The organism is Rhizobium sp. PP-CC-3G-465, from assembly GCF_004343445.1.
Classification (GTDB): Bacteria; Pseudomonadota; Alphaproteobacteria; order Rhizobiales; family Rhizobiaceae; genus Ferranicluibacter; species Ferranicluibacter rubi.
Genome location: NZ_SLYH01000001.1, coordinates 718209 through 745197, shown reverse-complemented (window position 1 = coordinate 745197; position 26989 = coordinate 718209). Strand labels below are relative to the sequence as shown.

General features: G+C 63.7%; 27 protein-coding genes. 8 read left to right on the top strand and 19 right to left on the bottom strand.

Annotation, left to right across the window (positions count from 1 at the left end; all coding sequences use genetic code 11):
* Positions 1-37 precede the first annotated feature (37 nt).
* The 9 genes from bamA to C8J33_RS03355 form a co-directional block, all read right to left on the bottom strand.
* Positions 38-2380: an outer membrane protein assembly factor BamA gene (gene bamA / locus C8J33_RS03395; RefSeq protein ID WP_110799026.1), complete on the bottom strand. Its 2343-nt coding sequence runs from the start codon at positions 2378-2380 to the stop codon at positions 38-40.
* Positions 2381-2613: 233 nt separating this feature from the next.
* On the bottom strand, positions 2614-3768 hold the full coding sequence (rseP, locus tag C8J33_RS03390; protein WP_092934029.1) for an RIP metalloprotease RseP: 1155 nt from the start codon (positions 3766-3768) through the stop codon (positions 2614-2616).
* Between the two features lie 183 nt (positions 3769-3951).
* Complete coding sequence (locus C8J33_RS03385; protein ID WP_132441814.1) at positions 3952-4779, bottom strand: phosphatidate cytidylyltransferase; 828 nt, start codon at positions 4777-4779, stop codon at positions 3952-3954.
* Complete coding sequence (locus tag C8J33_RS03380; RefSeq protein WP_132663139.1) at positions 4779-5558, bottom strand: isoprenyl transferase; 780 nt, start codon at positions 5556-5558, stop codon at positions 4779-4781. Before C8J33_RS03380 ends, C8J33_RS03385 begins: the two co-directional genes overlap by 1 nt.
* A gap of 44 nt (positions 5559-5602) precedes the next feature.
* The gene (frr, locus tag C8J33_RS03375) at positions 5603-6163 is read right to left on the bottom strand and encodes a ribosome recycling factor (RefSeq protein ID WP_110799029.1); all 561 of its coding nucleotides are present in this window, start codon (positions 6161-6163) and stop codon (positions 5603-5605) included.
* Positions 6164-6220: 57 nt separating this feature from the next.
* Positions 6221-6943, bottom strand: coding sequence for a UMP kinase (gene pyrH, locus C8J33_RS03370; protein ID WP_110728544.1), 723 nt, complete (start codon positions 6941-6943; stop codon positions 6221-6223).
* Positions 6944-7136: 193 nt separating this feature from the next.
* A complete protein-coding gene (tsf, locus tag C8J33_RS03365; protein WP_110799030.1) occupies positions 7137-8063 on the bottom strand; it encodes a translation elongation factor Ts in 927 nt (308 codons plus the stop codon).
* Positions 8064-8310: 247 nt separating this feature from the next.
* Positions 8311-9084 (bottom strand): 30S ribosomal protein S2, encoded by a 774-nt coding sequence (rpsB, locus tag C8J33_RS03360; protein ID WP_110799031.1) that lies wholly within the window; start codon positions 9082-9084, stop codon positions 8311-8313.
* Between the two features lie 204 nt (positions 9085-9288).
* Complete coding sequence (locus tag C8J33_RS03355) at positions 9289-10131, bottom strand: cell envelope integrity EipB family protein (protein WP_165929720.1); 843 nt, start codon at positions 10129-10131, stop codon at positions 9289-9291.
* Positions 10132-10273: 142 nt separating this feature from the next.
* Between C8J33_RS03355 and C8J33_RS03350 the strand changes: the two genes are divergently transcribed.
* The 4 genes from C8J33_RS03350 to C8J33_RS03335 are packed head-to-tail and all read left to right on the top strand — an operon-like array spanning position 10274 to position 13138.
* Positions 10274-10741 (top strand): RidA family protein, encoded by a 468-nt coding sequence (locus tag C8J33_RS03350; RefSeq protein WP_132663138.1) that lies wholly within the window; start codon positions 10274-10276, stop codon positions 10739-10741.
* 5 nt (positions 10742-10746) lie between these two features.
* The gene (locus tag C8J33_RS03345; protein WP_132663137.1) at positions 10747-11484 is read left to right on the top strand and encodes a glycerophosphodiester phosphodiesterase; all 738 of its coding nucleotides are present in this window, start codon (positions 10747-10749) and stop codon (positions 11482-11484) included.
* Positions 11485-11487: 3 nt separating this feature from the next.
* A complete protein-coding gene (locus C8J33_RS03340; protein ID WP_132663136.1) occupies positions 11488-12696 on the top strand; it encodes a GNAT family N-acetyltransferase in 1209 nt (402 codons plus the stop codon).
* Between the two features lie 19 nt (positions 12697-12715).
* Positions 12716-13138, top strand: coding sequence for an HIT family protein (locus C8J33_RS03335; RefSeq protein ID WP_132663135.1), 423 nt, complete (start codon positions 12716-12718; stop codon positions 13136-13138).
* A gap of 225 nt (positions 13139-13363) precedes the next feature.
* Here the strand turns inward: C8J33_RS03335 and C8J33_RS03330 are convergent, their stop codons facing one another.
* From C8J33_RS03330 to C8J33_RS03320, 3 genes are read right to left on the bottom strand one after another with little or no spacing between them, the layout of a single operon-like run.
* Positions 13364-14368 (bottom strand): hypothetical protein, encoded by a 1005-nt coding sequence (locus C8J33_RS03330; protein ID WP_132663134.1) that lies wholly within the window; start codon positions 14366-14368, stop codon positions 13364-13366.
* 21 nt (positions 14369-14389) lie between these two features.
* Positions 14390-14734, bottom strand: coding sequence for an AzlD domain-containing protein (locus tag C8J33_RS03325; RefSeq protein ID WP_092934049.1), 345 nt, complete (start codon positions 14732-14734; stop codon positions 14390-14392).
* 45 nt (positions 14735-14779) lie between these two features.
* Positions 14780-15466, bottom strand: coding sequence for an AzlC family ABC transporter permease (locus C8J33_RS03320; RefSeq protein ID WP_132664434.1), 687 nt, complete (start codon positions 15464-15466; stop codon positions 14780-14782).
* A gap of 306 nt (positions 15467-15772) precedes the next feature.
* Between C8J33_RS03320 and C8J33_RS03315 the strand changes: the two genes are divergently transcribed.
* The gene (locus tag C8J33_RS03315) at positions 15773-16978 is read left to right on the top strand and encodes an MFS transporter (RefSeq protein ID WP_132663133.1); all 1206 of its coding nucleotides are present in this window, start codon (positions 15773-15775) and stop codon (positions 16976-16978) included.
* Positions 16979-17094: 116 nt separating this feature from the next.
* Positions 17095-17832 carry a class I SAM-dependent methyltransferase gene (locus C8J33_RS03310; protein ID WP_132663132.1) on the top strand — a complete coding sequence of 246 codons (738 nt, stop codon included), beginning with the start codon at positions 17095-17097 and terminating at the stop codon, positions 17830-17832.
* 267 nt (positions 17833-18099) lie between these two features.
* Here C8J33_RS03310 and clpA read toward each other — a convergent pair whose 3' ends face one another.
* The 6 genes from clpA to C8J33_RS03280 form a co-directional block, all read right to left on the bottom strand.
* Complete coding sequence (gene clpA, locus C8J33_RS03305; protein ID WP_132663131.1) at positions 18100-20616, bottom strand: ATP-dependent Clp protease ATP-binding subunit ClpA; 2517 nt, start codon at positions 20614-20616, stop codon at positions 18100-18102.
* Positions 20617-20625: 9 nt separating this feature from the next.
* Positions 20626-20976 carry an ATP-dependent Clp protease adapter ClpS gene (gene clpS / locus C8J33_RS03300; RefSeq protein ID WP_110799038.1) on the bottom strand — a complete coding sequence of 117 codons (351 nt, stop codon included), beginning with the start codon at positions 20974-20976 and terminating at the stop codon, positions 20626-20628.
* Positions 20977-21266: 290 nt separating this feature from the next.
* The gene (locus C8J33_RS03295; RefSeq protein ID WP_132663130.1) at positions 21267-21650 is read right to left on the bottom strand and encodes a phasin family protein; all 384 of its coding nucleotides are present in this window, start codon (positions 21648-21650) and stop codon (positions 21267-21269) included.
* A 186-nt stretch (positions 21651-21836) separates the two neighbouring features.
* Positions 21837-22040: a DUF3126 family protein gene (locus C8J33_RS03290; RefSeq protein ID WP_062473820.1), complete on the bottom strand. Its 204-nt coding sequence runs from the start codon at positions 22038-22040 to the stop codon at positions 21837-21839.
* 140 nt (positions 22041-22180) lie between these two features.
* Positions 22181-23020: a serine O-acetyltransferase gene (gene cysE / locus C8J33_RS03285; protein ID WP_110799040.1), complete on the bottom strand. Its 840-nt coding sequence runs from the start codon at positions 23018-23020 to the stop codon at positions 22181-22183.
* Between the two features lie 83 nt (positions 23021-23103).
* Positions 23104-23901: an alpha/beta fold hydrolase gene (locus C8J33_RS03280; RefSeq protein WP_132663129.1), complete on the bottom strand. Its 798-nt coding sequence runs from the start codon at positions 23899-23901 to the stop codon at positions 23104-23106.
* A 202-nt stretch (positions 23902-24103) separates the two neighbouring features.
* Here C8J33_RS03280 and C8J33_RS03275 point away from each other — a divergent pair, with 202 nt between their 5' ends.
* Complete coding sequence (locus C8J33_RS03275) at positions 24104-24349, top strand: zinc-finger domain-containing protein (RefSeq protein ID WP_062473826.1); 246 nt, start codon at positions 24104-24106, stop codon at positions 24347-24349.
* A gap of 75 nt (positions 24350-24424) precedes the next feature.
* Complete coding sequence (locus C8J33_RS03270; RefSeq protein ID WP_132663128.1) at positions 24425-25594, top strand: FAD-dependent monooxygenase; 1170 nt, start codon at positions 24425-24427, stop codon at positions 25592-25594.
* Here C8J33_RS03270 and C8J33_RS03265 read toward each other — a convergent pair.
* Positions 25591-26787: a cystathionine beta-lyase gene (locus C8J33_RS03265; RefSeq protein ID WP_132663127.1), complete on the bottom strand. Its 1197-nt coding sequence runs from the start codon at positions 26785-26787 to the stop codon at positions 25591-25593. The two genes, C8J33_RS03270 and C8J33_RS03265, sit on opposite strands and share 4 nt — an antisense overlap.
* Between the last annotated feature and the right edge of the window lie 202 nt (positions 26788-26989).

Below are 26989 nucleotides of genomic sequence, written 5' to 3'. Positions count from 1 at the left end.
CCAGAACAGTTTGGCATGCAGTTCTGGACTGCCGATATCAGAAATTCGACGAAATACCGAACTTGATGTTCTGTACCTTGTCGTAATCTTCCTTGGCGATCGGAACCGCGTAATCGACGCGGAGCGGACCGAAGGGCGAAGCCCACAGCAGGCCGACACCGAGCGATGCACGCAGCGACGCATCCGTACCGACGATGCGGTCGCTGGCGCGGGTGCTGACATCGTTGCCGTACAGCGTGCCGGCATCTGCGAAGACGGCGCCACGGAAGCCTGCATCGCGCGGAACGCCCGGCAGCGGGAACGTCGCCTCGGCCGAAGCCGTGAAGTACGTCGTGCCACCGATCGCATCGCCGTATTCGCGGCTGCGCGGACCGATACCGTTCCGCTCGAAGCCGCGGATTTCGTTGCTGCCGATCTGGAACTGGTCGAACACTTCCATCTCGCCGCCCGTACCGACGACATGGCCGGCACCGGCCGACAGCGACGCAATCACGTCGGCATCGTCGTTCACGGTGTAGTACCACTTGGCCTTGGCCGTCAGCTTGTAGAAGTCGGACGTGCCGCCGAGGCCGGCAAATTCCTGCGTCGCCGTCGCCAGGATGCCTTCATGCGGCAGCTGGGCGTCGTCGAGCGAGTTGTAGGTGAACGAGTTGGAGATCGACGAACGCGTCCACGGCGAGAAGTTCACGACGCGACGGTAGGGCGACGACAGGTCGGCCAGCTCGTCGTCGGACGCGTGGTAGTCGAGTTCCGTGTAGTTGTAGCGCAGCGTCGATGACAGGCGCTCGGTGATCGGCGCGGTGACGCGCAGGCTGAAGCCCTGATCCTCGTAGCTGTAGTTGTCGTCGTTGAAGTCGTTCTCGTTCTTGAAGACGTCGAAGCCGGCTGCCAGGCGATAGCCGAGGAAGTAGGGCTCGGTGAACGATACGTTGTAGGTCTTGCTATCTTCGCCACGACCGGCTGCGACGCGGATGTACTGGCCACGGCCGAGGAAGTTCTTTTCCTCGATCGAGGCTTCCACGAGGAAGCCGCCGCCATTGCCGGCAGAGTAGCCGGCGCCGATGCCGAACGAACCGGTCGACTGGTCCTGCACATCAACGATGACGACCACACGGTCGGACGCAGTGCCGGCCTGGGTCGAGATGTTGACGGTCGAGAAGTACCCGAGCGCTTCGAGGCGGCGCTTGGCCGTCGCGATCATTTCCTGGTTGAAGGCGTCGCCTTCGCTCATGTCGAATTCGCGACGGATGACGTAGTCGCGCGTGCGGGTGTTGCCGCGGATTTCGATGCGCTCGATATAGGCGCGCTCACCCTGGTCGACGAGATAATCGACGGCGATCGTGCGGCCCGCAAAGTCGCGGTTGCCGCGCGGCGTGACGCGGGCGAAGGGATACCCTTGCGCGGCGACGCGCTTGGAGATCTCCGACATCGTTTCCTGAACGTCCTTGGCCTTGTAGATCGTACCCTGACGGCTCTGGACCAGACCCTTCAGTTCTTCGGCATTGATGCCTTCGACGGTCGATTCGACATTGACGGCACCGAAGTCGTAGCGCTCGCCTTCTTCGATCGTGATCGTCACCGTGTACTCGTTCGACGTCTCGTCGAGAACGGCGTCGGAGCTGACGACGCGGAAGTCGGCATAGCCACGGTTGTAATAGAACTGGCGAAGCTGCTCCTCATCGGCACGCAGCTTGTCGGCATTGTAGACGTCTTTCCGGTTGAGGAAGGACAGGATGCCGGACTTCTTGGTGGAGATGACGCCCTGCAGACGGCCATCGCTATAGGCATTATTGCCGACGAAGTTGATCGAGCGGATCTTGGTCCGGTCGCCTTCGTTGACGACGAAGGCGACGTTGATGCGCCCTTCCGCGATCGGCGCCGTCTGAACGGTCACGGTCACGTCGTTGCGGCCGATGCCGGCATAGGCATCCTTGATCGACTGAATGTCGGCCTGCGCGGTCGCCTCGCTATAGGCGCCCAGCGAGCGGGTCTTGACGACCGCGGCCAGCTTCTCGTCGGTGATCTTGCGGTTGCCGTTGAAGACCACCTGATTGATCAGGTTGTTCTCGCTGACGGACACGACCAGCGCACCACCGGAAACGTTGATGCTGACATTGGAGAAGTAACCCGTGGCGTACAGGCGCTTCACCGAAGCGTCGATGTCGCTATTGGTGAACTCCCGGCCGGGAACGATGGTGATGTTGGAGCGAACCGTCTCAGCGCTGACGCGCGTTGCACCGCGAACGTCGATACGACGGATCGTTGCAGCTTCAGCGACAGACGCACTGGCAAGAACGACGACGCCAGTTCCAGACGCGACAATCCCTGCAGACAGCGCAACCGCCGACACCGCGTTCAAAAACTTTGAACCAGCCTTCATGTTCTGATCTTACCTTCTTCCAATGTCCCGCGGCGAACTCGTGCCGACTCCGGTCATGCCTGCCGTTTTACCCGCTTTTCTCATACAAGCAAGGTAGCACGTTAATTTCCGTTTACTTCAATTCCCACCGTGGCTGAACGGCCACTACTGACAAGAATTATCGTAAACAAATCGTTTCTAATCAAACCTTTGAAGAGAAGCCTTGCTCCTGTTTAGCGCCTCTTCCTTAACCTTTAGCCAACCGCGCCGCTCATTCGTCCGACAAGTGAGGAAATATCGTTCCAGGTGGCGAAAACCATCAGCATCAGCACCATGGCAAAGCCGATGCGGAAGGCGATGTCCTGGGCGGAGGGGCCGAGCGGACGGCCGCGGATGGCCTCGATCGCATAAAACATCAGGTGCCCGCCATCGAGCACCGGCACCGGCATCAGGTTGAGAAGACCGATGGAGACCGAGAGAACGGCGGCAAGCTGCAGCACAGCGGCAACGCCGAGCGTCGCCATCTGCCCGGAGGCCTGCGCCACGCGGATGGGCCCGCCGAGCTGGTCGGCCTTCATGTGACCGGTCACGAGATTGCCGATATAGGCGAAGGTGCCGGTGACGATATGCCAGCTTTCCACGGCGCCCTGCCCGATCGCTTCCAGCGGACCGAAACTCTGCAGGCGGAAATTGCCGCTCTCCTGGTTCGTCACGATGCCGATGATGCCCATTTCCATCTTGTTGCCGAACTGGTCGGTGATCTCGGTGCGCTTGGGCACCATCGGCACCTCCAGCAGCTGCCCATCGCGGCGGATTTCCACGACGATCGGCATTTCCGGGCGCACGCCCACATAGCGGCGTACGTCGTCGAAGGTCGTGACGGTGGAGCCGTCGATGGAGACGAGCAGGTCGCCCGGCCGAATGCCCGATTCGGCAGCCGCACTGCCCGCCTTTACCTCTGACACGACAGGATCGGCGATCGGCTTGCCGTACGCCGAAAACAGCAGGGCATAGATGACGATGGCGAGGATGAAATTGGCGATCGGACCGGCGGCAACCGTCGCCGCCCGCTTCCAGAGCGCCGCACCCAGAAAGGTCCGCCCGCGCTCCTCGGCCGAGAGCCCCTCGAGCGCCTGGTAGTCCGGCGTGCTCGCCGCATCCTCGTCGCCATAGAACTTGACGTAGCCGCCGAGCGGAATGGCGCAGAACTTCCAGCGCGTGCCGCGCCGGTCGTTGAAGCCGACGAGCTCCGGCCCGAAACCGATGGAAAAGGCGACGATCTTGATGCCCGACCAGCGCCCGACGAGGTAATGGCCCATTTCATGCACGAAGACGAGCAGCGTCAGGACCAGAAGAAACGGGACGATGTAGCCCACGAAGAGATGGAGGAGATCGGCCAGGTAGGTCATTGTCGTCCTTGTCAGGTCGCTGAAAGCGAGCGAGATCGTCGAAAGCTGGCGCCACGCGCACCTTTGGAAGCAAGCCCGGCTGATCCGTCTTATAGAGATGGCGCATGCAATGCGATATGGGCCTCGAAATCACGTTTTTGCGGGCCCGCCACCGCCCCGGCCCGCCTGGTCGTCATCATGACCTCAGAGCCCCAGAAGCAATGACCCGATCTTGCCGCCGGCGCCCGTCATGGCCTCCCCGAGCGCGATGATCAGCGCCGCGAAACAGGCGACCACGAGCCCGTCCACCCGGTCCCAGACGCCGCCATGCCCCGGAATGATGCGGCCGCTGTCCTTCACGCCGCAGCGGCGCTTCACATAGGATTCGAACAGATCGCCGCACTGGCTGGCAATCGACAGCACGAGCGCGACCAGCGGGATGCGCGCATCTTCGAGCGAGAAGTACGAGGCGTAGACGGCCGTTCCCGCAACGACGCCCGAGACCGCGCCGCCGATGGCGCCGGACCACGTCTTGCCGGGCGAGATGCTGGGCGCGAGCTTCGGGCCGCCGATGGCCCGGCCGAAGAAAAAGGCGAGGATATCGGTCGCCCAGACCACCGCGAAGACGAAGAGCATGGCGACGAAGCCGACCTGCGTGTCGTCGCGGATGGTCGCGAGCGAGATCGTCGTCATCCCGGCATAGGCGACGCCCCCCGGAAGCCACCAGCCCCGCCCGTGGAATCGCGACCAGACGATGGCGGCGATGGAGGCGAGAATGAGAACCGGCAAGGCATATTCGTCGCCACCGCCGATGATGAGAACGGCCACGACCGCCTGCACGCCCCAGCCGGCGAAGTAGGCGCCACGATCGCCCTCGGCGATCCGCGTCATGCTTGACCATTCATGCCAGACGGCCAGCCCGATGATGGCCGAGAGAATGGCAAAGGCCGGACCGCCGATCCAGGTGTCGCCGAGCGCGACGGCCGCAAGCACGATCCCGGAAATGATTCGAAGCTGGAGTTCGCGGCCCATCACGAACCGACCGCGAGGCTGGCCGGAGGCGGGGTGGCGGACGAGGCGGCAGCTGAGGCCGGAGCGACATTGCCGAAGCGCCGATCGCGCTGCCGATAGATGTCGATGGCGCGCATCAGCATCGCCCGGTCGAAGTCGGGCCAGTATTCCGGCATGAAGACGAACTCCGAATAGGCGGATTGCCAGAGCAGGAAGTTGGAGAGCCGCTCCTCGCCGCTGGTGCGGATCACGAGGTCGGGATCCGGCATGCCGGCCGTATCGAGCCGGCTGGCGATCAGCGGCGGCGTGATCTGCTCGGGGCTCAGCCGTCCCTCGGCCACATCCACCGCCAGCGACTGCATGGCCCGGGCGATCTCGTCGCGCGAGCCGTAGTTGAAGGCGATGCAGACGGTGATCGCCGTATTGTTGCGCGTCGTCTCCTCTGCCTCCAGGAGCAGCGGCAGGACGTCGCTGCGCAGGTTCCAGCGGTCGCCGATGATGCGGACCCGCACGTTCTGGCGGTGCAGTTCCGCCAGATCCCGGCGGATGAACACCTTCAGCAGGCCCATGAGGTCGTTGACCTCCGGTTCCGGCCGGCTCCAGTTCTCCGACGAGAAGGCGTAGAGCGTGAGATAGCGGATGCCAAGTTCGCCGGCCGCACGCACAGTTTCGCGAACGGCCTCGACGCCCTTGCGGTGTCCCATGGTCCGCGGCAGGCCGCGCCGGGCGGCCCAACGGCCATTGCCGTCCATGATGATGGCGACATGGAGGGGAAGCGTTCTGGCGGACGGATCGGACATGGACGGCCTGACTTCGCGGAAGAGGAGAAAACGCAGTATGCAGACTAGACCTGCATGATTTCCTTTTCCTTATCGACGAGCAAGCGGTCCACGTCGGAAATCATATCGTCGGTCATCTTCTGGACCTTTTCCGACTGGATGCGGCTGATGTCCTGACCGATCGTGCCGTCCTTCTCCGCCTTTTTCAGGTTGTCCATGCCGTCGCGACGAACGTGGCGGATCGCAACCTTGCTCTTTTCCGCATAATCATGCGCCACCTTCACCAGCGACCGGCGACGCTCTTCGTTCAGCTCCGGCAGGGGAATGCGCAGCGTCTGGCCGTCCATGATCGGGTTCAGGCCGAGATTCGATTCGCGAATCGCCCGGTCCACGGCGCTCACCATGGAGCGATCCCAGATGGACACGCCCAGCATGCGCGGCTCGGGCACCGTGATGTTGGCGACCTGGTTCAGGGGGACGCGCGAGCCATAGGCTTCGACCATCACCGGATCGAGAACGTTGGCCGAAGCCCGTCCCGTCCGCAGCGAGGCGATGTCGTTCTTGAACGCAGCGATCGCGCCATCCATGCGGCGCTTCAGGTCGTTGAGGTCGATACCTTCACTCATGTTCTCTGCTCCGTGCTCGGCTCGTGCGATCCCGCTTTCTGCGAGACCCCTGCCGTTTCAGTTGTCGGTGACGATGGTGGCGCGGCCGCCGCCCGTCAGGATATCGGTGAACCCGCCCTTCTCATGGATCGAGAAGACGATGATCGGAATGCTGTTTTCACGCGCGAGCGCCACGGCCGAAACGTCCATGACGGCGAGGCCCTTGTCCAGAACTTCGCTATGCGTCAACCGCTCGAAGCGGGTCGCGTTCGGGTCCTTCTTGGGGTCGGCCGAGTAGATGCCGTCCACCTGCGTGCCCTTGAAGATCGCCTGGGCACCCATTTCCGCTGCGCGGAGGGCAGCAGCCGAATCGGTCGTGAAGAACGGGTTGCCCGTGCCGCCGGCAAAGATCACGACGCGGCCGAGCGACAGGTGGTAGAGCGTCGCGCGCTGGGAGAAGCTCTCGCAGATCTCCGGCATGGCGATGGCCGACAGGACCACCGTGTCGATATCGAGCTTGCGCAGCGAGGTCGCCAGCGCCAGCGCATTGATGACGGTCGCCAGCATGCCCATATGGTCGCCCGTCACGCGGTCGCCACCCTTGGACGCCACGGCGACACCACGGAAGATGTTGCCGCCACCGACGACCACGCCCACTTCGACGCCCATGGCGCGTGCAGCGGCGATGTCGGAGGCGATCCGGTCGACAACGGTAACGTCGATGCCAAACCCCTGATCGCCCATCAGCGCTTCGCCGGAGGCTTTCAAAAGTACGCGTTTATACAGCGGTTCGGCCGACATCGTCACTCCTGTCGTGGCGCGCGTCCGGTCGTCCGGCGCGCTGTTTGGGTCAAGCATACGGCACCCGCAGAGGCTGCATCGCTTCCGGACGATCAGTCCACCGGATCGACGCTAATTGCGTCCAGCCGGATACACGAAGGGCACCGCGTTGTCCACGCGATGCCCTTCCGATTTGCGCAAAGCCGAAGAAGAATCAGCCCTTGGCGACGGCGGCCACTTCGGCTGCGAAGTCGCTTTCTTCCTTCTCGACGCCTTCGCCGAGCAGGAGGCGGGCCATGCCCGTGACTTCGATCGGCGCGCCGACCGTCTTTTCGGCTTCCTTGATGGCAGCCTCGACCGTCAGGTCGGGGTTCATCACGAAGGACTGGCTGAGCAGCGCGACTTCTTCGAAGAACTTGCGCATGCGGCCATCGACCATCTTTTCGATGATGTTGTCCGGCTTGCCCGAAGCGCGCGACTGTTCGATGAACACGTTGCGTTCGCGTTCGGCAACCGCTGCATCGACTTCCGTCGAGCGGATGGCGAGCGGGTTGGTCGCTGCGATGTGCATGGCGACCTGGCGGCCGATGGCGTTCAGGGCATCCTTGTCACCGGTGGACTTCAGAGCCACGAGCACGCCGAGCTTGCCGAGACCGTCGGCCACCGCATTGTGGATGTAGGTCGAGACGACGCCGTCCTCGACGGAGAGCAGGGCTGCACGGCGCAGCGTCATGTTCTCGCCGATCGTGCCGATCGCGTCCTTGATGCTGTCGGAAACCGACTTGCCGGTTGCGGGATAAGTGGCGGCGTTGATCGCATCGACCGTGCCGTCCGTGTCGACGGCAACCTTGGCGAAGCCGCGAACCAGTTCCTGGAAGGCGTCGTTACGCGCGACGAAGTCGGTCTCGGAGTTGACTTCGATGACGACGGCCTTGGTGCCGGCGCTGGTGATGCCGATCAGGCCTTCGGCGGCCGTGCGGCCCGACTTCTTGTCGGCCTTGGCGATGCCCTTGGCACGCAGCCAGTCGATCGCGGCTTCCATGTCGCCGTTGGTTTCGCCCAGTGCCTTCTTGCAATCCATCATGCCTGCGCCGGACTTCTCGCGCAGTTCCTTCACCATTGCTGCAGTAATGGTCGTCATCGTCTTGGCCTCTTTCTGTGTCTCGTCCGGTGCGCTCAGATACGGTCGAGCGGCGTTTGCCGGAAAGTGTGTGAGGGTGTGCCCCCTCAGGATGACATCGTGATGAACAGTCTCACCCGATGTGGACCCGCGCCGTGGCGGTATCCTCGAAAAGAAGCGGGGCCGCCCACTTCATCAGTCGCAAACGGCCCCGTTCGGTCAATCGTGGCTGGCACCGCTCCGGTGCCGCCGATGATCGTGCTTGGTATCAGGCGTCGGTCGCGACGGCTTCTTCCAGAGCCGGCTCGAGCGGCAGGTCGGCGGATGCGCCGAGGTCGCGGCCGGACGAACCCTGCTGACGGGCGATGCCGTCGAGGGCTGCACGGGCGATCAGGTCGCAATACAGCGAGATGGCGCGCGAAGCGTCGTCATTGCCGGGGATCGCGTAATCGATCTGGTCCGGATCGCAGTTCGAGTCGATAACGGCGACGACCGGGATGCCGAGACGCTTGGCTTCTTCGATCGCGATCGACTCCTTGTTGGTGTCGATGATGAACATCAGGTCGGGAACGCCGCCCATGTCGCGGATACCGCCGAGGGCGCGGTTGAGCTTCTCGCGCTCGCGCTCGAGGTTCAGGCGTTCCTTCTTGGTGAAGCCCGAAGCGTCGGACGCAAGGATCTCGTCGAGCTTGCGCAGGCGCTGGATCGAGTTGGAGATCGTCTTCCAGTTGGTCATCATGCCGCCGAGCCAGCGGGCGTTGACGTAATACTGGGCCGAACGCTTTGCGCTGTCGGCGATGATTTCCGACGCCTGGCGCTTGGTGCCGACGAAGAGAACGCGGCCGCCCTTGGCAACCGTGTCGCTGACGGCCTGAAGGGCGCGCGACAGCATGGGGACGGTCTGTGCAAGGTCGATGATGTGAACGTTGGAACGTTCGCCGAAGATGTAGGGCTTCATCTTCGGGTTCCAGCGGTGAGTCTGGTGGCCGAAGTGAACACCAGCTTCAAGAAGCTGGCGCATGCTGAAATCGGGCAATGCCATGCCGTTTATCCTTTTCCGGTTGAACCTCCGTGGGGAAAACAGCACCATCAGATGACGGTGCCACCGGGCGGAACGCAACGGATGTCTCCCGAAACGTCCCAGACCCCACGTGTGGAATGCGGCTCGCCATACAGCGGGACGCCACGGATATCAAGGAAAAAGGCGTGAAGTTCGAGGTTTTATGCCCTCAACTGCCGATGCCGCCTACTTGCAGGCACCCTCGCCGCCCTGCTTGAACATTTCGAGGTTGGCCAGCTTCCCGCTGAGCACGAAGTCCCCGTAATCCATCGTCAGGTCGCGGGTGATGCCATTCTCATAGAGCTTGAACGCCATGCGGTAGATCGGCACGGCGTCTCCCGTCGCCTCGTCGTTGAAGTAGGAGATCGTCACCGGCCAGAACGGCTTTTGCGCCATCACGCCGGCTTTGCCGACATCCGCGTCCTCGTCGCCGGCCTTCGGCTTGTGCTGCGCGCCGACCAGCGTCGTCGTCACCAGCGTCTTGTCGCCGCTGTCGGAGCCATCGAAGATCCGCGATTCGAAGATCTTGTCGCCGCGCTTGGCGCGGTCGATCACTTCGAGCATGTGCTCGGTCGGAAACAGGCTGTGGGCCAGCGCCACCTCGCGCTTGTCCGGCGCCGTCAGGTCCACCGTCACGCCATCCTTGGCGTCATGAGCGAGCCCGCGCACTTCCTTGTCCAGCTTCTCGTCGGTGAAGGAGCGCGTGAGGAAGCGGAAATTGCCGGTCTTCAGGTCCTCGAAGGTCGTCGTCTGCTGGTCCGTCAGCCGCACGTCCTCGCCGGTATCCACCTTGGTGACGAAGCGGAAGCTCACCGTGTAGCCATCGCAGGCCGAGCCGTTGAACTCGTAGACCATGCGGCCATACATGCTGGAAATGCCCGAGCGCTCGGAGGAATCCTTCAGCTCGAGATCGTAGACGGCACGATGCGGAACCAGGATGTTCGCCGTGGCGTTCCCCGTCCCGACCACCGTCGTCCCCAGAAGTGCTGCGGATACGACGACGGATCGGGTCATGCCTGAACGAAACATTCAACTGCTCCTGTTGGATCGACGCGCGATGCTATATTGAAGCATGCGTCGAAAGCGGGGCGGCGGATCGGTTTCCGCCGCAACGCACAATGAAGTGCATGACGCATTCCCCATGAGAATACAATATTGTCCGGAGACATCCATGTCCGCAGAAATCGAAGCCCGCATCGAACAACTCGGCATCACCCTGCCGGTTGCCGCCGCACCGGCCGCAAACTACGTCCCCTTCGTCATCAGCGGCCAGCACCTCTATATTTCCGGACAGCTGCCGATGGACAACGGCAAGGTCGCCGTCCTCGGACTCGTAGGCGCTGACGTCGATGTCACCGCCGCCCAGCGCGCCGCCGAACTCTGCGCCATCAACGTGCTCGCCCAGGCCAAGGCCGCACTCGACGGCGATCTCGGCCGCATCCGTCGCATCGTCAAGCTCAACGGCTTCATCGCCTCCGCCCCGGGCTTCACCGATCAGCACCTCGTCATGAACGGCGCGTCGAACCTCATCGTCACCATCCTCGGCGAAGCCGGCGTCCACGCCCGCGCCGCCGTCGGCATGGCCGGCCTGCCCTTCAACGCCGCCGTCGAAATCGACGCCGTCATCGAGATCGCGTGATCGCGATGCCCGATTCTTCCTTTCTGAAAGCCCAGCCGGTCGCCCATCGCGGCTACCACGACATGAACAATGCGATCTGGGAAAACACCATCTCCGCCTTCCAGCGCGCCATCGACCACGGCTACGCCATCGAATGCGACCTGCAATATACGGCCGACGGCGTGCCCGTCGTCTTCCACGATGACGACATGAAACGCCTCTGCGGCGTCGACGGCGACATCCGCCTGAAGACCGTCGGCGAACTCGGCCTGTTCTCCATCGGCAACACGTCCGACCGCATCCCCTCGCTCTCCCAACTCCTGCGCCTCGTCAAGGGCCGCGTGCCCCTGGTGCTGGAGCTCAAGGGTCGCCAGGGCGACGACGGAGGCTTTGCCGATTCCGTGGTCGATATTCTCGAAAGCTATAGCGGCCCGGTCGCGCTGATGAGCTTCGACCACTGGCTGCTCAAGGACCTGAAGGCGCTCGAATCGCGCTTCCCCCTCGGCCTCACCGCCGAAGGCGCGCGGCCGGAGGAGTTTGCGCTTCACGAGGAAGCCATGGCGCTCGGTCTCGATTTCATCTCCTACCACTATGGCCACCTGCCGAACCCCTTCATCTCGGCGCAGCGCGACCTCGGCCGCACCGTGATCACCTGGACGGTGCGCGACGAGGCGGCGGCGGACCACACCTTTCTCCATGCGGATCAGATGACCTTCGAAGGCTTCGAGCCGCGGCCGCGGTCAAACGGGGATCTGGTGGCCTGACGCATGGCAGACGAAGTCAGCATCCGCATCGAAACGTCGTTCAAGGATATCGACAAGGCAGCCTGGGATCGACTCATCGGCACGTCGAAGGGCTCAAGCACCCTTGAGGTGCCCTTCAACCCCTTCGTCTCCCACGCCTATCTCTCGGCGCTCGAAGACTCCGGCTCGGCGACGGCCGAGACCGGCTGGCTCGGCCAGCATCTGCTAATGGAGGACGGCAACGGCGCGCTTGCGGGCGCGCTCGTCTGCTACCTGAAGAACCACAGCCAGGGCGAATACGTCTTCGACCACGGCTGGGCCGATGCGCTGGAGCGGGCAGGCGGGCGCTATTACCCGAAACTCCAGAGCTCCGTGCCCTTCACGCCCGCCACCGGCCCGCGCCTGCTGGCGGCGTCAGAGCCCTTCGCGCCGGAGGCCGTGCACATGGCGCTGGCGGCGGGCCTGACGGAGCTTGCCAAGCGCCACAAGGTCTCCTCCGCCCACGTCACCTTCGTGCCCGAAGCGGAAGTTCCGACCTTCGAGGACGCCGACTTTCTCCATCGCACGGACCAGCAATTCCACTTCACCAATGACAACTATGCCAGCCACGACGATTTCCTGGAGACGCTCGCCTCTCGCAAGCGCAAGGCGCTGAAGAAGGAGCGCCGCGCGGCGCTCGAAAACGGCATCACAGTGGACTGGCTGACCGGCGCGGACTTGACCGAAGAGATCTGGGATCAGTTCTTCCGCTTCTACATGGACACCGGCAGCCGCAAATGGGGCCGCCCCTACCTCACCCGCGCTTTCTACTCGCTGATCGGCGAGCGCATGGCCGACAATATCCTCCTCGTCATGGCCAAGCGCGAGGGCCGCTACATCGCCGGCGCCATCAACTTCATCGGCGGCGATGCCCTCTACGGCCGCCACTGGGGCGCGATCGAGGATCATCCCTTCCTGCATTTCGAGGTCTGCTACCACCAGGCCATCGATTTCGCGATTTCACGCGGCCTGAAGCGCGTCGAAGCCGGCGCGCAAGGGGAACACAAGCTCGCCCGCGGCTACCTCCCCGTCACCACCCACTCCGCCCACTACTTCACGCATCCCGGCCTGAAACACGCGGTCGCCGACTATCTCGAGCGCGAACGCCTCGACGTGGAAGCCATGGGCGACATCCTCACCGAGCACAGCCCCTTCCGGAAGGGCGAGCGGCAGGATGTGGAATCCGACACCTGATATTTACAAGGGACCTCTCATGACCCAGTACGACACCAACAACATCTTCGCAAAAATCCTGCGCGGCGAGATCCCCTCTTACACGGTCTACGAAGACGACGCCGTCATCGCCTTCATGGACGTCATGCCGCAGGCCGACGGCCACGCGCTCGTCGTGCCGAAGTCCCCCTCGCGCAACCTGCTCGACGCCGACCCCGCCACCCTGCCCGCGCTGATCGCCGCCGTCCAGAAAGTCGCCGTCGCCTCCAAGCAGGCCTTCGCCGCCGACGGCATCACCATCATGCAGTTCAACGAAGCCCCCGCCGGCCAATCCGTCTTCCACCTCCACTTTCACATCATCCCGCGCCACGAAGGCAACCCCATGCGCGCCCATTCCGGCACCATGGAAGACGGCGACATCCTCAAGGCCAACGCCGAAAAACTCCGCGCAGCATTGGGCTGAGGAAGCCGCGCACCCCACCCTGCCGTCATGCTCGGGCCTGTCCCGAGCATCTGCAACGGATTGACTTCATTCAACTTCAACCCTCCGTCATTCCGGGCTTGACCCGGAATCTAGCGACCTGACGGACGTCAGGTCATAAGAGTCATTTCAGCCCACAGACGTGTGCTGGCTGGATTCGGGGTCAAGCCCGGAATGACGGAGGGGGATGGACGGTTTCGTTCCGCTCTACCGAAACGCCGCCCGCATCAAAAACAGCGCCGCGCCGAGAATCAGCAGCGGCATCACCAAAATCTTGACGAGGTACGACACGGCGATCGCGATCGAGGCCGTGAACAGGTCGGAGGAGATCGCGATACCGTCGGTGATGACCTTGGTCTTGGACGCGACGCCCTCCGTCAGCGACGTCACCAGCCCGGAAGCAGCCGAGACCGTGCCCGAGATCGCTGATTGCGACTGATCGACCGCTGAACCGAGCCGCCCGAGAAAACTCGTATCCGGTGCGGCTTGCGGAACGGCGGGCACTTGGCTGTCCCTGAGCGCATCGATCTGCCCGACGGCTTCCGCATCGTAATCCGCGTTGATCCGGTCGAACACGACGGTCGCGCCCTGCCAGGCATCGTCCGTCATCCGCGCGCCGGCGTGGAAGGCGACGGCATAGGATAGCGGCAGCACGACAGCCCCCAGCATGCACAGTGTCAGCACCGCATGCATCAGCCGCTCCGCAGAGCGCGGCAGCCGACGGCGCGTGAGGCTCACACCCGCCCGCAGCAGCGACACGCCGGCAAGGCCGATGGCCGCCACCTTGGCGACAGGCAGGAACAACGTCGAGAGCACGCCCGAGACGATGGCGAGCCAGAAGAGCAGGTCGGCCATCCGGTCGATCGTGTTGGTTACCGGCTGCAGCAATTGCCCCGGGCTCGCCGTCACCGAGGCCACCCCGACCCCACCGGTCACATCCGCATCTTTGGCGACGCTCATCACCGAGTTCATCACCCGCAGCGTGCCGTAGAGCGCCGTGCTGCCGATGGTTACGTCGCGATTATACTGCGCCGCCCGGTCCGCCAGCGGATTGACGACGACGAGCAGCACGCCAAGGGCTGCCAGCGCCAGCCAGCGAAGGCAGAGCACCGCCGGTCCTGGCCCCGAGGCCCGCCGCTGAAGCAGACTGCCATCGCCCGCATCCCGACGCGGCATCCGCCCGTCGATCATAGCTGAGGTATTTCTGGCCATAGGGTCTCCGCTCGTCTCGTGTCAGAACCCGAGAAGATAGAGCCCTGCCCCCAGAAAGGCGATGGCCGAGGCGATGCCTATAGCCGGCACCTGCCGTCCGAGAAAGAAGGCGAGCGCGCCGACCGCAATCGACCCGACGCGCAGCCAGAGCGGCGAGCTTTCCAGAACGCCGGTGGGAAACACGATGAGCTTGGAGACGACGCCCGCCACCAGCGCGGTCGCCACCGCCCGTACCCAGTTGAGAACCTCGGAATCCTCCCGCAGCCGCCGCCCGGCGACGACGCCGAGCCAGCGCCAGATGTCGGTCGCGAGAAACCCGGCAATCGCGATGAACACGTAGCCCCAGGCATCCGGTTGCCAGTTCATGCCCATTCCCCCATCAAACCCGGGCCCCCATCAAACCCGGGCCTCTCAAACCCGTGCCTCCAGCCGCCGGCGGCGCAGCACGTCGAGCCCCCAGGCGAGCGTCCCCCCGACGATGCCGGAGAGGAGCAGGTCGAAATCCGGCGCAAACAGCGTGGCAAACGGCCCGAGCAGCAGGCCGACAACCAGCGCGATATGGATGACCGGATGCCGCCCGGAACTCCAGATGGAGGCGAGGAAATAGACCGGTGTCAGAAAGAACAAACAACCGGCGACGATCGGCGGAAACTCCGCGACATACTGGTAGAGCACGCCGACGACGAGCATGTTGGCGAGCGCGAGGGTCAAGCCGAGGCCCAGCACATAGGAGACCCGGTGCACCCGCGGCACATGCTGCACGCGCTCCATCGCCATCACCCAGGCCGTCACCGCGATCAGGTGGGAGACGATCAGCAGCACCCAGGTGCGCGTCTTTTCCGCGCGGATCTCCGGTATCAGCGCCGCCACCATCGGCATGAACCGGATCGAGGACAACGTCACCGCTACGAAGGCCGTGACGAGGTTCGCCCCCGACTGGATCGAGCCCACGAGAATGAGCTTTGCCGGCAGCGCCCAGACGATCCCCGTCATGAACACCGCCTGATCGACGGGCACGCCCGACTGCTGCGCGAAGGCCGTGAATCCGACGAAGGAAATCAACAGGATCGCCGCCGGCAGGCTGAAAATGCCCTGCATGCCCTTGAGGAACCAGAACCCCGCCGTTCCCTCGCTACCATCATTCCTGAAGTAAGCCACGCCGCCCTTCCCGCACCCGCCCCGCCTTGTCGGCTGCAAACGGTGCCTGAACCTGTATACCGGACCAGATGGCGCGACGACGATCCCCCGTCAAGCCATTCCTACCACGCAGCGCTGGTCGTTGGAGCGAAGGCGATCACGGGGGCTGGGAACGCCCCCGAAATCCCCGATGACCTTGACAGCCGTCTGCCCCGGCCCGCACAAATCTGCCGACCTGCAACCTCCACCCCGCCCGAAAGGACACCGATGACAAGCCTGCGCGAGCGGATCCTTCTCTACGCCTGCCTGACCTCCCTCACCGCGCTCAGCATCGATGGCCTCCTGCCTGCTCTTCGCGGCATCGGCGCCGAAATGGCCGCAACGCCGCCGCTCTCCACCCAGTCCATCATCGCGCTGTTCATCTTCGGCATGGCCATCGGCGAGCTCTTCCTCGGGCCCCTGTCGGACGCCATCGGTCGTCGTAAGGCGCTCCTTCTGGGTCTCGGCCTCTACGCCGTGGGCACCCTCGTCGCCCTCCAGTCGACATCGCTTCCCATGCTGGTGCTCGGCCGCATCCTTCAGGGCATCGGCGTCGCCGGCCCGAAGATCGCCACGCGGGCCATGATCCGCGACCAGTTCGAGGGCGATGCCATGGCGCGCATCCTGTCCTTCATGTTCACGCTCTTCATCCTCGTGCCCATGCTGGCGCCGCTTCTGGCGCAGGGCCTGATGATGCTGGCCGGCTGGCGCGCCATCTTCGCAGCCTACCTCGCCATCGCGGCCCTCCTCGGCATCTGGTTCGTCCGTCGCCAACCCGAAACGCTGCCCCCGGCCCGCCGCATTCCCCTCCGCCCGAAAAGCCTCCTGGCGAACGCCGGCCGCATCCTCGCATCCCTCCGCGTGATACTCCTCATCCTCGCAACCGGCCTCGTCTTCGGCGCGCAGCTCCTCTATCTCGCGACCGCCGCCGATCTCTTCTTCGACATTTACGGCATCGCCGAAACCTTTCCGCTCTACTTCGCGCTCCTTGCCGTGGGCGTCGGCCTCGCCTCGTTCGTCAATGCGCGATGCGTCTCCCGCTTCGGCATGGAGATGATGGCACGCGCCGGATATGCCGGCCTCATCGCAGCCGGACTGGCGCTGCTGGCGGCATCCGCCGTCTGTTCCGGCAAGCCACCGCTCGCCCTCTTCCTGCTCTTTGCCTTCCCCGCCTTCTTCGCCATCGGCATCCTCTTCGGCAACCTCAACGCCATGGCCATGCGCTCGCTCGGCAACATGGCCGGTCTCGGCGCCTCCCTCATCGCCTCCGGCTCCAGCCTCGTCGCCACCCTGTTTGCAACGCTCTTCGGCCGCTTCTACGACGGAACACTCTTCACCCTCGCCACAGCCCTCGCCCTCGCCGGCATCGTCGCTTTCGTGCTGACCGAGTGGGCAAAGAAGGGTGACGCAGGGGTGATCGAGGCGGTTCGGTAGAAAGCCCGGAGAAAACGAAGGCATAGCCATTCGCGTCCACCACAGGCATGCTGACGTCATACCCTGTGTGACAGGGACGAACACCTCGACCGCGCCGAGCGCCGCCGGAGAAGACCATGGCCCAGAATATCTACGACAACCCCGACTTCTTCAGCGGCTACAGCCAGTTGCCCCGGCAGGTGAAGGGGCTGGACGGCGCCCCAGAATGGCCCGCCATTCGCGCCATGCTTCCGGCGCTGAAGGACAAGACCATCGCCGATCTCGGCTGCGGTTTCGGCTGGGCGGCGCGCTGGATGCGCGAGCAGGGCGCAGCCGAAATCCACGGATACGATCTCTCGGAGAACATGATCGACAGGGCCCGGGCCGATACGGCGGACCCGGCGATCGCCTACCACATCGCGGACCTAGAGACACTGGACCTGCCGCAAGCCCGCTTCGATCTCGTCTATAGCGCCCTGGCCTTCCACTATGTCGAGGACTTCCGCAGGCTCGTGGCGACGATCGGGCATTCGCTGGTCGATGGCGGAGACCTGATCTTCACCATCGAGCATCCCATCTTCATGGCAGCCCGGCACCCCCACTGGATCGCCAACGAAGACGGCCGCAAGACCTGGCCGGTCAACGGCTATTCCATCGAGGGCGAACGCCGCACCGACTGGTTTGCCAAAGGCGTCCGCAAATACCACCGGACCCTGGCGACGACGCTCAACACGCTGATCGACGCCGGTTTCGCGCTGCGCCGGATCGCCGAATTCGCCCCGACACCAAACCAGATCGCCACCACGCCGGAGCTTGCCGAGGAGCTGGAACGCCCCATGATGCTCATCGTCTCCGCCCGCAAGACGGGTGCGTGAGAAGGGTTTCCGGTTCGCCAAGCGATCAGCCGAAAACCATACGAGGAGCATCTGCCGCCGACGTCCGAAAGACCTGACATCCGGGCAGAGCACGAACATCCCCGCCCGCGATCGTCATCCTCAGGCGTAGTGCCAAGGATCTGCCGATCCCAACGAAATCAATCCGTTGCAGACGACAGCGACAAGCCCGAACACGACGAGAGAGCCTTCAACAAACAAAAATGCCGGGCACAGGGCCCGGCATCTCTCGTTCTCTATCGCCTGCGTTTACTTCCGCGGCACCTTCGGAACCGTCCGGCCCTTGCGGGGCGCGGCGTCGGTGCCGGTGTCCTTGGCCGAGGTCGCGTCCGTGTCGTCGGACTTCGCCTTCTTCGGCTTCGGCCCGGTGTCGGCACCCACCGTTTCCATCTCGGCGGCGGCCTTGGCGGCCTTGGTCGGCTTGCGGGGCTTCTGCTCCACCTCAGCCTTCGGCTTGATGCGGGCCGTCTCCGAGATCGTCTCGAGGATAAGCCCCTTCTTGCCGTCCGGCTTCAGACCGACGGTGACCTTCACGACGCCGCCCTTCTTGAGCTTGCCGAACAGGATCTCCTCGGCGAGCGGCTTCTTGATGTGCTCCTGGATCACGCGGGAGAGCGGGCGGGCGCCCATCTTCTCGTCGTAGCCCTTGTCGGAAAGCCAGGCGATCGCATCCTCGTGCAGGTCGAACGTGACGTTGCGTTCCGACAGCTGGGTTTCCAGCTGCATCACGAACTTCTGCACGACCTGATGGATGACCGGCGTCGGCAGCGAGCCGAACGGGATCACCGCATCCAGACGGTTGCGGAACTCGGGCGTGAACAGGCGGTTCAGCGCCTCCACATCCTCGCCCTCGCGCTTGGACGAGCCGAAGCCGAAAGCGGCCTTGGCCATGTCGGACGCGCCCGCATTGGTCGTCATGATCAGGATGACGTTGCGGAAGTCGATCTTCTTGCCGTTATGGTCCGTCAGCTGGCCATGATCCATGACCTGCAGCAGAATGTTGAACAGGTCCGGATGCGCCTTCTCGATTTCGTCGAGCAGCAGAACCGAATGCGGATGCTGGTCGATGCCATCGGTCAGGAGACCGCCCTGGTCGAAGCCGACATAGCCGGGAGGTGCGCCGAGCAGTCGCGAGACCGTGTGGCGTTCCATATATTCCGACATGTCGAAGCGCAGCAGTTCGACGCCGAGTGAGACGGCCAACTGCTTGGCCACCTCCGTCTTGCCCACGCCGGTCGGGCCGGAGAAGACGTAGGAGCCGATCGGCTTGTTCGGCTCGCGCAGGCCTGCCCGCGCCAGCTTGATGGCAGACGACAGCGCCTCGATCGCGAGATCCTGACCGTAGACGACCGAGCGCAGTTCCTTTTCGAGGTTGGCGAGAACGGTCTCATCGTCCTTCGAAACGGTCTTGGGCGGAATGCGGGCCATCGTCGCGATGGTCGCCTCGATTTCCTTCTCGGTGATCAGCTTGCGGCGCTTGTTCAGCGGCAGCAGCATCTGGGCCGCACCGGTCTCGTCGATCACGTCGATCGCCTTGTCCGGCAGCTTGCGGTCGTTGATGTAGCGGGCCGACAGCTCGACGGCGGACTTGATGGCCTCGTTCGAGTATTTCAGCTTGTGATAGTCCTCGAAGTAGGGCTTCAGGCCTTTCATGATCTCGATCGTGTCGTCGATGGTCGGCTCGACGACGTCGATCTTCTGGAAGCGACGGACCAGCGCCCGGTCCTTCTCGAAGAACTGGCGATATTCCTTGTAGGTGGTCGAGCCGATGCAGCGAATTGCCCCCGAGGACAGAGCCGGCTTTAAGAGGTTCGACGCATCCATCGCACCGCCCGACGTGGCCCCCGCACCGATGACGGTGTGGATCTCGTCGATGAACAGCACGGCACCCGGATACTCCTCAAGCTCTTTGACGACCTGCTTCAAACGCTCCTCGAAGTCACCGCGATAGCGGGTGCCGGCCAGCAGCGTGCCCATGTCGAGCGAGAAGATCGTCGCGTCCTGCAACGCTTCCGGCACCTTCTTCTCGACGATGCGCTTGGCAAGGCCTTCGGCGATGGCCGTTTTGCCCACGCCCGGATCGCCCACATAGAGCGGGTTGTTCTTGGAACGACGGCACAGGACCTGGATCGTGCGGTTGACCTCGGTATGACGGCCGATCAGCGGGTCGATCTTGCCGATTTTCGCCTTCTCGTTGAGGTTGACGCAATAGGCGGTCAGGGCATCCTGCGGCTTCTTCGGCCCGCCCTCTTCCTGGTCGCGCGACGCCTTCGGCGCCTCGTCGGTATCCTCGGCGCCGCGCGGCGTGCGCGTTTCCGAAGCTCCCGGCCGCTTGCCGATGCCGTGGCTGATGAAGTTGACGGCGTCGTAGCGCGTCATCTCCTGCTCCTGCAGGAAATAGGCCGCATGGCTTTCGCGCTCGGCGAAGATGGCGACGAGCACGTTCGCGCCCGTCACTTCCTCGCGGCCGGACGACTGCACATGAATGACGGCCCGCTGGATGACGCGCTGGAAGCCGGCGGTCGGCTTCGAGTCCTCGTCATACCCGGTGATCAGGTTGCCGAGTTCGTTGTCGACATAGTCCGACACCGTCTTGCGCAAGGCATCCAGGTTGACGTTGCAGGCGCCCATGACGGCAGCCGCATCGCCATCGTCGATCAGCGCCAGCAGCAGGTGTTCGAGTGTCGCATATTCGTGGTGGCGCTCGTTGGCCAGCGTGAGAGCCTGGTGCAGCGCCTTTTCAAGGCTTGTTGAAAATGTTGGCACGTCGGATCCTCATTTCTTTTCCATGACGCATTGCAGCGGGTGCTGATGCTGGCGGGCGAAATCCATCACCTGCGTCACTTTGGTTTCGGCGACTTCGTAGGTAAAGACGCCGCATTCCCCGACGCCGTGATTGTGGACACTCAGCATGATCAGTGTCGCCGCCTCGGTATCCTTCTGGAAGAAACGCTCCAGCACGTGGATCACGAACTCCATCGGCGTGTAGTCGTCGTTCAGAAGCAGCACGCGGTACAGGCTCGGCTTCTTGGTCTGTGTCTTCGTCCTAGACATGACCGAGGTACCACGATTGGAATCACCATTCCCATCGCCACTCTTGGCCATCCGGATCGGCAGAGCGATCATTCGTCTTCATTCCCTCGTGGGGTCGCAAAGCTTGGGAGCCCATTGCGACCATTCCATGACACATCAGATAGTGTGTCTCGCAGCGATTTTAAGCCCGTTCCATTCCACTGCAACGATATTCGAACCGCGCCCTCAAGTTTGATGTCTTTTGTCGTCTTCGCCCGGAAAGCGGAGCCGCAAAAGCAGGGTCCAGACACATATGGGGATGATCCAGACACAAAAAAGCCGGCCGCGGCACCCCGCAGCCGGCTTTCGTCATTTCGAAGGGCACGAGCCCTGTATGGCGCCGATCAGGCGGCGGCGGACTTTGCGGCCGAAGCAGCGGCCTTCGTTGCCGTCTGCATGGCATTCGCGGCCTGCGCCATCGGTGCTTCGTAGGGCTTGTAGCTGTCCTTGGCGAGGTCCGTATACATGCCGCCGAGCTTGGTGGCTTCGGAGACATAGCCCTCATAGGACGACGTCAGGAAGGATGTCTGCAGTTCGACGGCCGCTTCGATGCTGCGCACGCCGGTCAGCTTCTGCATATGCGCCACGCTGTCCTCGAAGCTTTTCTTGGAATACTCCGCCGCTTCCATGGCAATCGCCTGAAAGCCCCTGGTCATGGCAGCATAGCTGTTGGTCATGGTTTCCATGGCGTCTTTTCCGGCAAAACCGGCATTCGAGAAGTTGAACATGCGCATTCCTCCTGATGTCTTTGATCCCAGAAGTTTAGGTGCAGTGCACAATAAAGTCAAGTTTCAGCACCGCAGCGCACCATTTCGTAATTCACAAAGCCTCGTCGTGGAAACACGAAAAAGCCCGGCGGGCAGTGGCCGGCCGGGCTGAAATGTTATTCTGATCCAACGGTTGAGGCGAGAACCTCAGAGATCGATGTCGAGGATCGCCATGGAGAAGCTGAAGGACAGTTCTCCGTCTTCCTCGTCGCGAAACACCACGCCGAGAAACTCGTCTCCGAGATAGACCTCGGCCGACTCGTCCTTCTTGGGACGGGCCTTGACGACGATCTGCGGGTTGAAAATGCGCTTGAAGTAGGCTTCGAGTTTTTTGATGTCTTCAGGCTTCAAGTCGTGTCTCCTAGCAGTTTTAAAGTGCGGCGCTTCTCTCATAAAGCCGCAAGGGGTGTAAACCCTGCATCAACGGCGATGGCAGCCGCTACACACAAGCTGTGCAGGGAGCGCAGGTTCCCAAAAAAAAGCGTCAGGCCTCAGATCTCGAAGCTTTGCAGTACCTGATCCATCGAGCGCGACGGCTCCGAGCAGCCGGCCTCGCCCACCACCCGCGCCGGCACGCCGGCAACGGTCACCTTCGGTGGAACCGGCTTCAGCACGACGGAACCCGCAGCCACACGCGAACACTGGCCGACATGGATGTTGCCGAGGATCTTGGCGCCCGCGCCGATCAGCACGCCGTTGCCGATCTTCGGATGCCGGTCGCTGCCCTCCTTGCCGGTGCCGCCCAGCGTCACCCCGTGCAGGATCGAGACATTGTCGCCGATCACGGCGGTTTCGCCGACGACGAGGCCCGTGGCATGGTCGAGGAAGATCCCCTTGCCGATCCGCGCGCCGGGATTGATGTCGGTCTGGAACACCGAGGACGAACGGCTTTGCAGGTAGAGCGCCAGATCGCGCCGTCCGCGCAGCAGCAACCAATGGGCCAGCCGATGGGTCTGGATCGCGTGGAAACCCTTGAAATAGAGGATCACTTCCATGAAGCGGGTGCAGGCGGGATCGCGGTCGTAGACGGCCTGGATATCGACGCGCAGGATACCGGCCCATTCCGGCCAGTCCTCGGCCATCTCCAGAAAGGCCTGACGCACAAGGCTCGCATCGAGATCGGCATGGTCGAGGCGCTGCGCGATCCGGTGGATGACGCTGTCTTCCAGCGAACGCTGGTTGATGATCGTGGAATAAAGGAAGGCCGACAGCATCGGCTCATGCGCCGACGCATGCAGCGCCTCGTCCTTCATGCTGTCCCAGATCGGGTCCATCGTCTTGACGGTCTCGTTCGAACGCATGTCCATGATCATGTCGGTCCTGGCGACCATGTCGCACTCCTTCGCGGCCGCACGTCTGCGGATCGGGTTTTCATGACAATAGGGCAGTTTCGCCCAAGTTTAAATGGGGGGCCTCAGCCTTCTTGGTTCTCGGTCTCGTGCTCGCCAAGAAACGCCAGAACCGCCGCCTTGAACACCCGGTCGCCGACGGCCAGCATGTGGTCGCGGTTGGGAATGTCGATCGCGACCGCCCGCGGCATCAGATCGGCCAGCGCCTGGCCCGAGCCTGCAATGTCGTCCTTCGTCCCCACGCCGATCAGCGTCGGCACGTCGATCCGGCCCATCTCGGCTTCGGTCAGCAGCTCGCGCGAGGTGGCGATGCAGGCAGCAAGGGCTTGCCTGTCGCTCTTCGTCTGGTCGGCGAACATGCGGAACATCCGCCCGCGCTCATGGCTGACGTCGTCGAGCGACGGCGCCAGCAGCGCGTCGGCGATCGGGTCCCAGTCGCCCACCCCCGTCACCATGCCGATCCCGAGGCCGCCCAGCACCAGCGTGCGCACCCGGTCGGGATGGGACAGCGCCAGAAACGCCGACACCCGCGCACCCATCGAATAGCCCATCACATGCGCGAAGCCGAGCCCGAGATGCGTCAACAGAGCGACCGCATCGCCCGCCATGGCATCGGGATGGTAGAGGGCGGGGTCGGTTGGCTTGCTGCTGGCCCCGTGACCGCGATTGTCGAGCGCGATCACCCGGTAGCCGGCATCGCCCAATGTCTTCAGCCAGCCGGGAAACACCCAGTTGACGCTCGCCGACGAGGCGAAGCCATGGATCAGCAGCACCGGCGCGCCGGCCGGATCTCCCGCATCGAAGAAAGCGATATCGAGCCCCTCATGGCGGAAGCTCGAAAAGGGTGGCGGTGACAGATCCATCTCGGCGGGTCCTGTGATATTGTCTTAACAGTTCCCTTTAAAGCCGAGTGCCTTGCGGAAAAACCCCGTGCCCTGCAAAAAACGCGGGCGAGTGCCGGCAATCGTCTACCTTTTTGCGCCGAACCGGCCTAATGTCCGCGCCGAAAGCGCCTGACCCTCCCCCGCGGCGGCGCGACAGACAGACGAGACAGTGGAGAACGACATGGCCGGGCACGGTATTCCTCATTTCCAGAACGATGGCGGTCACGCGGTGATCGAGGTCGGCGTCAAGGAATTCATGTGCACCGGCGCCTCCGTGCCCTACGATCATCCGCACATCTATCTCGACATGGGCGACGACAACGAGAAGGTCTGTTCCTACTGCTCGACCCTCTTCCGCTTCAACGGCGCGCTGAAGATGGATGAGACCCGCCCGACCGGTTGCCTGTTCCAGACCAAGGCGGCCTGACGGCCTCGCACCGTGACGAATCCGCCGCCCGGATCCGGCCCTTGCCGCACCATCACGGACCTGCCGCAAAAGCGTTTGCCTGGCACACGCGCACCCATCACCGTGGTCGGAGCCGGCATAGCCGGCCTCACCGCAGCCCTGTCACTCGCAGCCAAGGGCTTCGAGGTCGATATCGTCGAGCGGGCGGCAAACCTCGATGAGGTCGGCGCCGGCTTGCAGCTATCGCCGAACGCGACGCGCATTCTCGATGCTCTCGGCCTGACCGCAAGGCTGCAGCCCCATTGGGTGGAGCCATCGGAGATCCGCCTCGTCGATGGCCGCAGTCTCCGGACGATCGCGAAGGTTCCGGCCGGCGCCTTCGCCCGCACCCGCTGGCACGCGCCCTACGCCGTCATTGCGCGCTCCGCGCTCCAGGGCGCGCTGGCAGATGCCGTGCGCGCCCACCCGCTCTGCCGCCTGCATCTGGACACGGCCATTTGCGATGCAACGCCAGCGTCGCTCTCGGCCATCACGCGGCGCCTGCCGGGCCTCATCGTCGGTGCCGACGGCATCGGCTCCAAAGTCCGCCTCGCCGTTGCAGGCCACGGAAAGGCCCGCCTTTCCGGCAACATCGCCTGGCGGCTCACCCTGCCCCGCCACGCCGCGGTGTCGCCCTTCGATCCCACCGTCGTCACGGCCTATCTCGGCCGCCGCGCCCATCTCGTCGCCTATCCGATCGGCGCGTCCGGCGGTGTCAATCTTGTGGCCATCGGCAGCGGGATGACGCAGGCGGACACGAGCGAAGAGGCTTTCCGGGCGGCCATTGCGCAGCTTCTTTCGGGCTGGCACCCCGACATCCGGTCGGCACTCTCCAGGGCCGGAACGCTCGGTTCCTGGCCCTTGATCGAGGTCGAGGACGGTGCATGGCACGACGGCACGCGCATCCTCATCGGCGATGCCGCCCACGCCATGATGCCGTTTGCCGCCCAGGGCGCCGCCATGGCCATCGAGGATGCCTTCGAACTTGCAGACGCGATCGGAAAACACGGCGACCTCACCGCGTGTCTCGACGCCTTCGTCCAGACCCGCAAGGCGCGCGTCGCCCGCGTGCGCGCCCGCGGCGCCTTCAACCGCTTTGCCTACCACGCCTCCGGCCCCGTCCGTCTCGGCCGAAACCTTGTCCTGTCGTTGCGCACGCCGGAAAGACTGGCCGAGGATTTCGACTGGCTCTACGGCCATCGCCTCCCCGGCCAGAAGACGCCTTAAGCGCTGACCGCCGCCGCTGCCGCAAACCCGGCTTCCAGATCCCGCCGCAGATCCGGCACGTCCTCGAGCCCGATTTGCAGCCGGATGACCGGCCCCTCCGCCGGCTGCTTGCAGATCGTCCGGTCCGACAGCCCGACGACGAGCGCGAGGCTCTCATACCCGCCCCAGGAATAGCCGAGCCCGAAGATCGAGAGCGCATCGAGAAACGCATGCGCCCGCGCCTTTACCTGCGCCTGCTCGGAGACCTTGAGCACGAAGGAGAAGATCCCGCTCGCGCCCGTGAAATCCCGCTTCCAGATGTCGTGGCCCGGAAAACGCGGCAGCGCCGGATGCAGCACCCGCTCCACGTCCTCGTGCTCTTCCAGCCAGCGGGCGAGATTGAGCGCGCTTTCCTGATGCCGCTCCAGCCGCACGCCCATGGTCCGCAGGCCGCGCAGGATCTGATAGCTGTCATCCGGCGAGCCGCAGATGCCGAGCGTGATCGTCGCCTCGTGCAGCTGTTCCCAGTGCTTGGCATTGGCCGAAACCGTGCCCATCAGAATGTCGGAATGCCCGCTAGGATACTTCGTCGCCGCATGGATCGAGATATCGACGCCATGATCGAGCGGCTTGAAATAGAGCGGCGTCGCCCAGGTATTGTCCATGGTCACGACGCAGCCATGCCTGTGCGCCACGCCCGAGATTGCCGAGATGTCCTGCATCTCGAACGTGTTGGAGCCCGGCGCTTCGGTATGCACCAGCCGGGTGTTCGGCCGGATCAGCGCCTCGATGCCGGCGCCGATGGCGGGATCGTAATATTCGACCGTCACGCCCATCCGCGTCAGCATCGTGTTGCAGAAATTCCGCGTCGGGAAATAGACGCTGTCGACGATCAGCGCGTGATCGCCGGAGGAGAGGAAGGCGAGAAACGGCACGGTGACGGCCGCAAGCCCGCTTGGCACGAGAATCGTGCCCGCCGACCCCTCCAGCGCGTCGATCGCCTCGCAGAGCGCATCCGTGGTGGGCGTACCGCGCGTGCCATAGGTGTACTTCTGCGCCCGCGTGTCCATCGTCCGCGCATCGGGAAACAGCACCGTGGAGGCCCGCACGATCGGCGGGTTGACGAAACCGTGATAGTCGGACGGCACGTTGCCCGTATGCGCAAGCCGCGTGTTCACACCCGCCGTCGCCAGAAAATCCCTCTTGTCGCTCATGTCTAGGTCCTTGTCCTCAAAGCAGCAACGCATGCCCCCGGGCGCCGTCCTGCCCACGGCAGCGCGTCGTCCTCAGGGGTCTTTCGAGCTTCTTGTCGGTCCGCTTCGCGTCAAAGGTCAAGCCCGGATCGTCAGATCCAGCGAAGCCCGCGCCTAACGCTGCCTCATTTTTCGCCAGCACTTTGCACTCACCAGCAGGATA

What these genes read in the sequence shown, in the direction of transcription:
- C8J33_RS03325 (WP_092934049.1), bottom strand. Translation starts at nt 14,734, where the DNA reads ATGAACTGGCAACCGGATGCCTGGGGCTACGTGTTCATCGCGATTGCC.
- C8J33_RS03275 (WP_062473826.1), top strand. Translation starts at nt 24,104, where the DNA reads ATGGCCGGGCACGGTATTCCTCATTTCCAGAACGATGGCGGTCACGCG.
- C8J33_RS03350 (WP_132663138.1), top strand. Translation starts at nt 10,274, where the DNA reads ATGTCCGCAGAAATCGAAGCCCGCATCGAACAACTCGGCATCACCCTG.
- clpS (WP_110799038.1), bottom strand. Translation starts at nt 20,976, where the DNA reads ATGATCGCTCTGCCGATCCGGATGGCCAAGAGTGGCGATGGGAATGGT.
- frr (WP_110799029.1), bottom strand. Translation starts at nt 6,163, where the DNA reads ATGAGTGAAGGTATCGACCTCAACGACCTGAAGCGCCGCATGGATGGC.
- C8J33_RS03385 (WP_132441814.1), bottom strand. Translation starts at nt 4,779, where the DNA reads ATGGGCCGCGAACTCCAGCTTCGAATCATTTCCGGGATCGTGCTTGCG.
- bamA (WP_110799026.1), bottom strand. Translation starts at nt 2,380, where the DNA reads ATGAAGGCTGGTTCAAAGTTTTTGAACGCGGTGTCGGCGGTTGCGCTG.
- C8J33_RS03320 (WP_132664434.1), bottom strand. Translation starts at nt 15,466, where the DNA reads ATGCAGGGCATTTTCAGCCTGCCGGCGGCGATCCTGTTGATTTCCTTC.
- C8J33_RS03310 (WP_132663132.1), top strand. Translation starts at nt 17,095, where the DNA reads ATGGCCCAGAATATCTACGACAACCCCGACTTCTTCAGCGGCTACAGC.
- C8J33_RS03315 (WP_132663133.1), top strand. Translation starts at nt 15,773, where the DNA reads ATGACAAGCCTGCGCGAGCGGATCCTTCTCTACGCCTGCCTGACCTCC.
- rseP (WP_092934029.1), bottom strand. Translation starts at nt 3,768, where the DNA reads ATGACCTACCTGGCCGATCTCCTCCATCTCTTCGTGGGCTACATCGTC.
- rpsB (WP_110799031.1), bottom strand. Translation starts at nt 9,084, where the DNA reads ATGGCATTGCCCGATTTCAGCATGCGCCAGCTTCTTGAAGCTGGTGTT.
- C8J33_RS03340 (WP_132663136.1), top strand. Translation starts at nt 11,488, where the DNA reads ATGGCAGACGAAGTCAGCATCCGCATCGAAACGTCGTTCAAGGATATC.
- pyrH (WP_110728544.1), bottom strand. Translation starts at nt 6,943, where the DNA reads ATGTCGGCCGAACCGCTGTATAAACGCGTACTTTTGAAAGCCTCCGGC.
- C8J33_RS03355 (WP_165929720.1), bottom strand. Translation starts at nt 10,131, where the DNA reads ATGTTTCGTTCAGGCATGACCCGATCCGTCGTCGTATCCGCAGCACTT.
- C8J33_RS03280 (WP_132663129.1), bottom strand. Translation starts at nt 23,901, where the DNA reads ATGGATCTGTCACCGCCACCCTTTTCGAGCTTCCGCCATGAGGGGCTC.
- C8J33_RS03345 (WP_132663137.1), top strand. Translation starts at nt 10,747, where the DNA reads ATGCCCGATTCTTCCTTTCTGAAAGCCCAGCCGGTCGCCCATCGCGGC.
- C8J33_RS03380 (WP_132663139.1), bottom strand. Translation starts at nt 5,558, where the DNA reads ATGTCCGATCCGTCCGCCAGAACGCTTCCCCTCCATGTCGCCATCATC.
- C8J33_RS03330 (WP_132663134.1), bottom strand. Translation starts at nt 14,368, where the DNA reads ATGGCCAGAAATACCTCAGCTATGATCGACGGGCGGATGCCGCGTCGG.
- C8J33_RS03265 (WP_132663127.1), bottom strand. Translation starts at nt 26,787, where the DNA reads ATGAGCGACAAGAGGGATTTTCTGGCGACGGCGGGTGTGAACACGCGG.
- C8J33_RS03335 (WP_132663135.1), top strand. Translation starts at nt 12,716, where the DNA reads ATGACCCAGTACGACACCAACAACATCTTCGCAAAAATCCTGCGCGGC.
- cysE (WP_110799040.1), bottom strand. Translation starts at nt 23,020, where the DNA reads ATGGTCGCCAGGACCGACATGATCATGGACATGCGTTCGAACGAGACC.
- C8J33_RS03295 (WP_132663130.1), bottom strand. Translation starts at nt 21,650, where the DNA reads ATGTTCAACTTCTCGAATGCCGGTTTTGCCGGAAAAGACGCCATGGAA.
- tsf (WP_110799030.1), bottom strand. Translation starts at nt 8,063, where the DNA reads ATGACGACCATTACTGCAGCAATGGTGAAGGAACTGCGCGAGAAGTCC.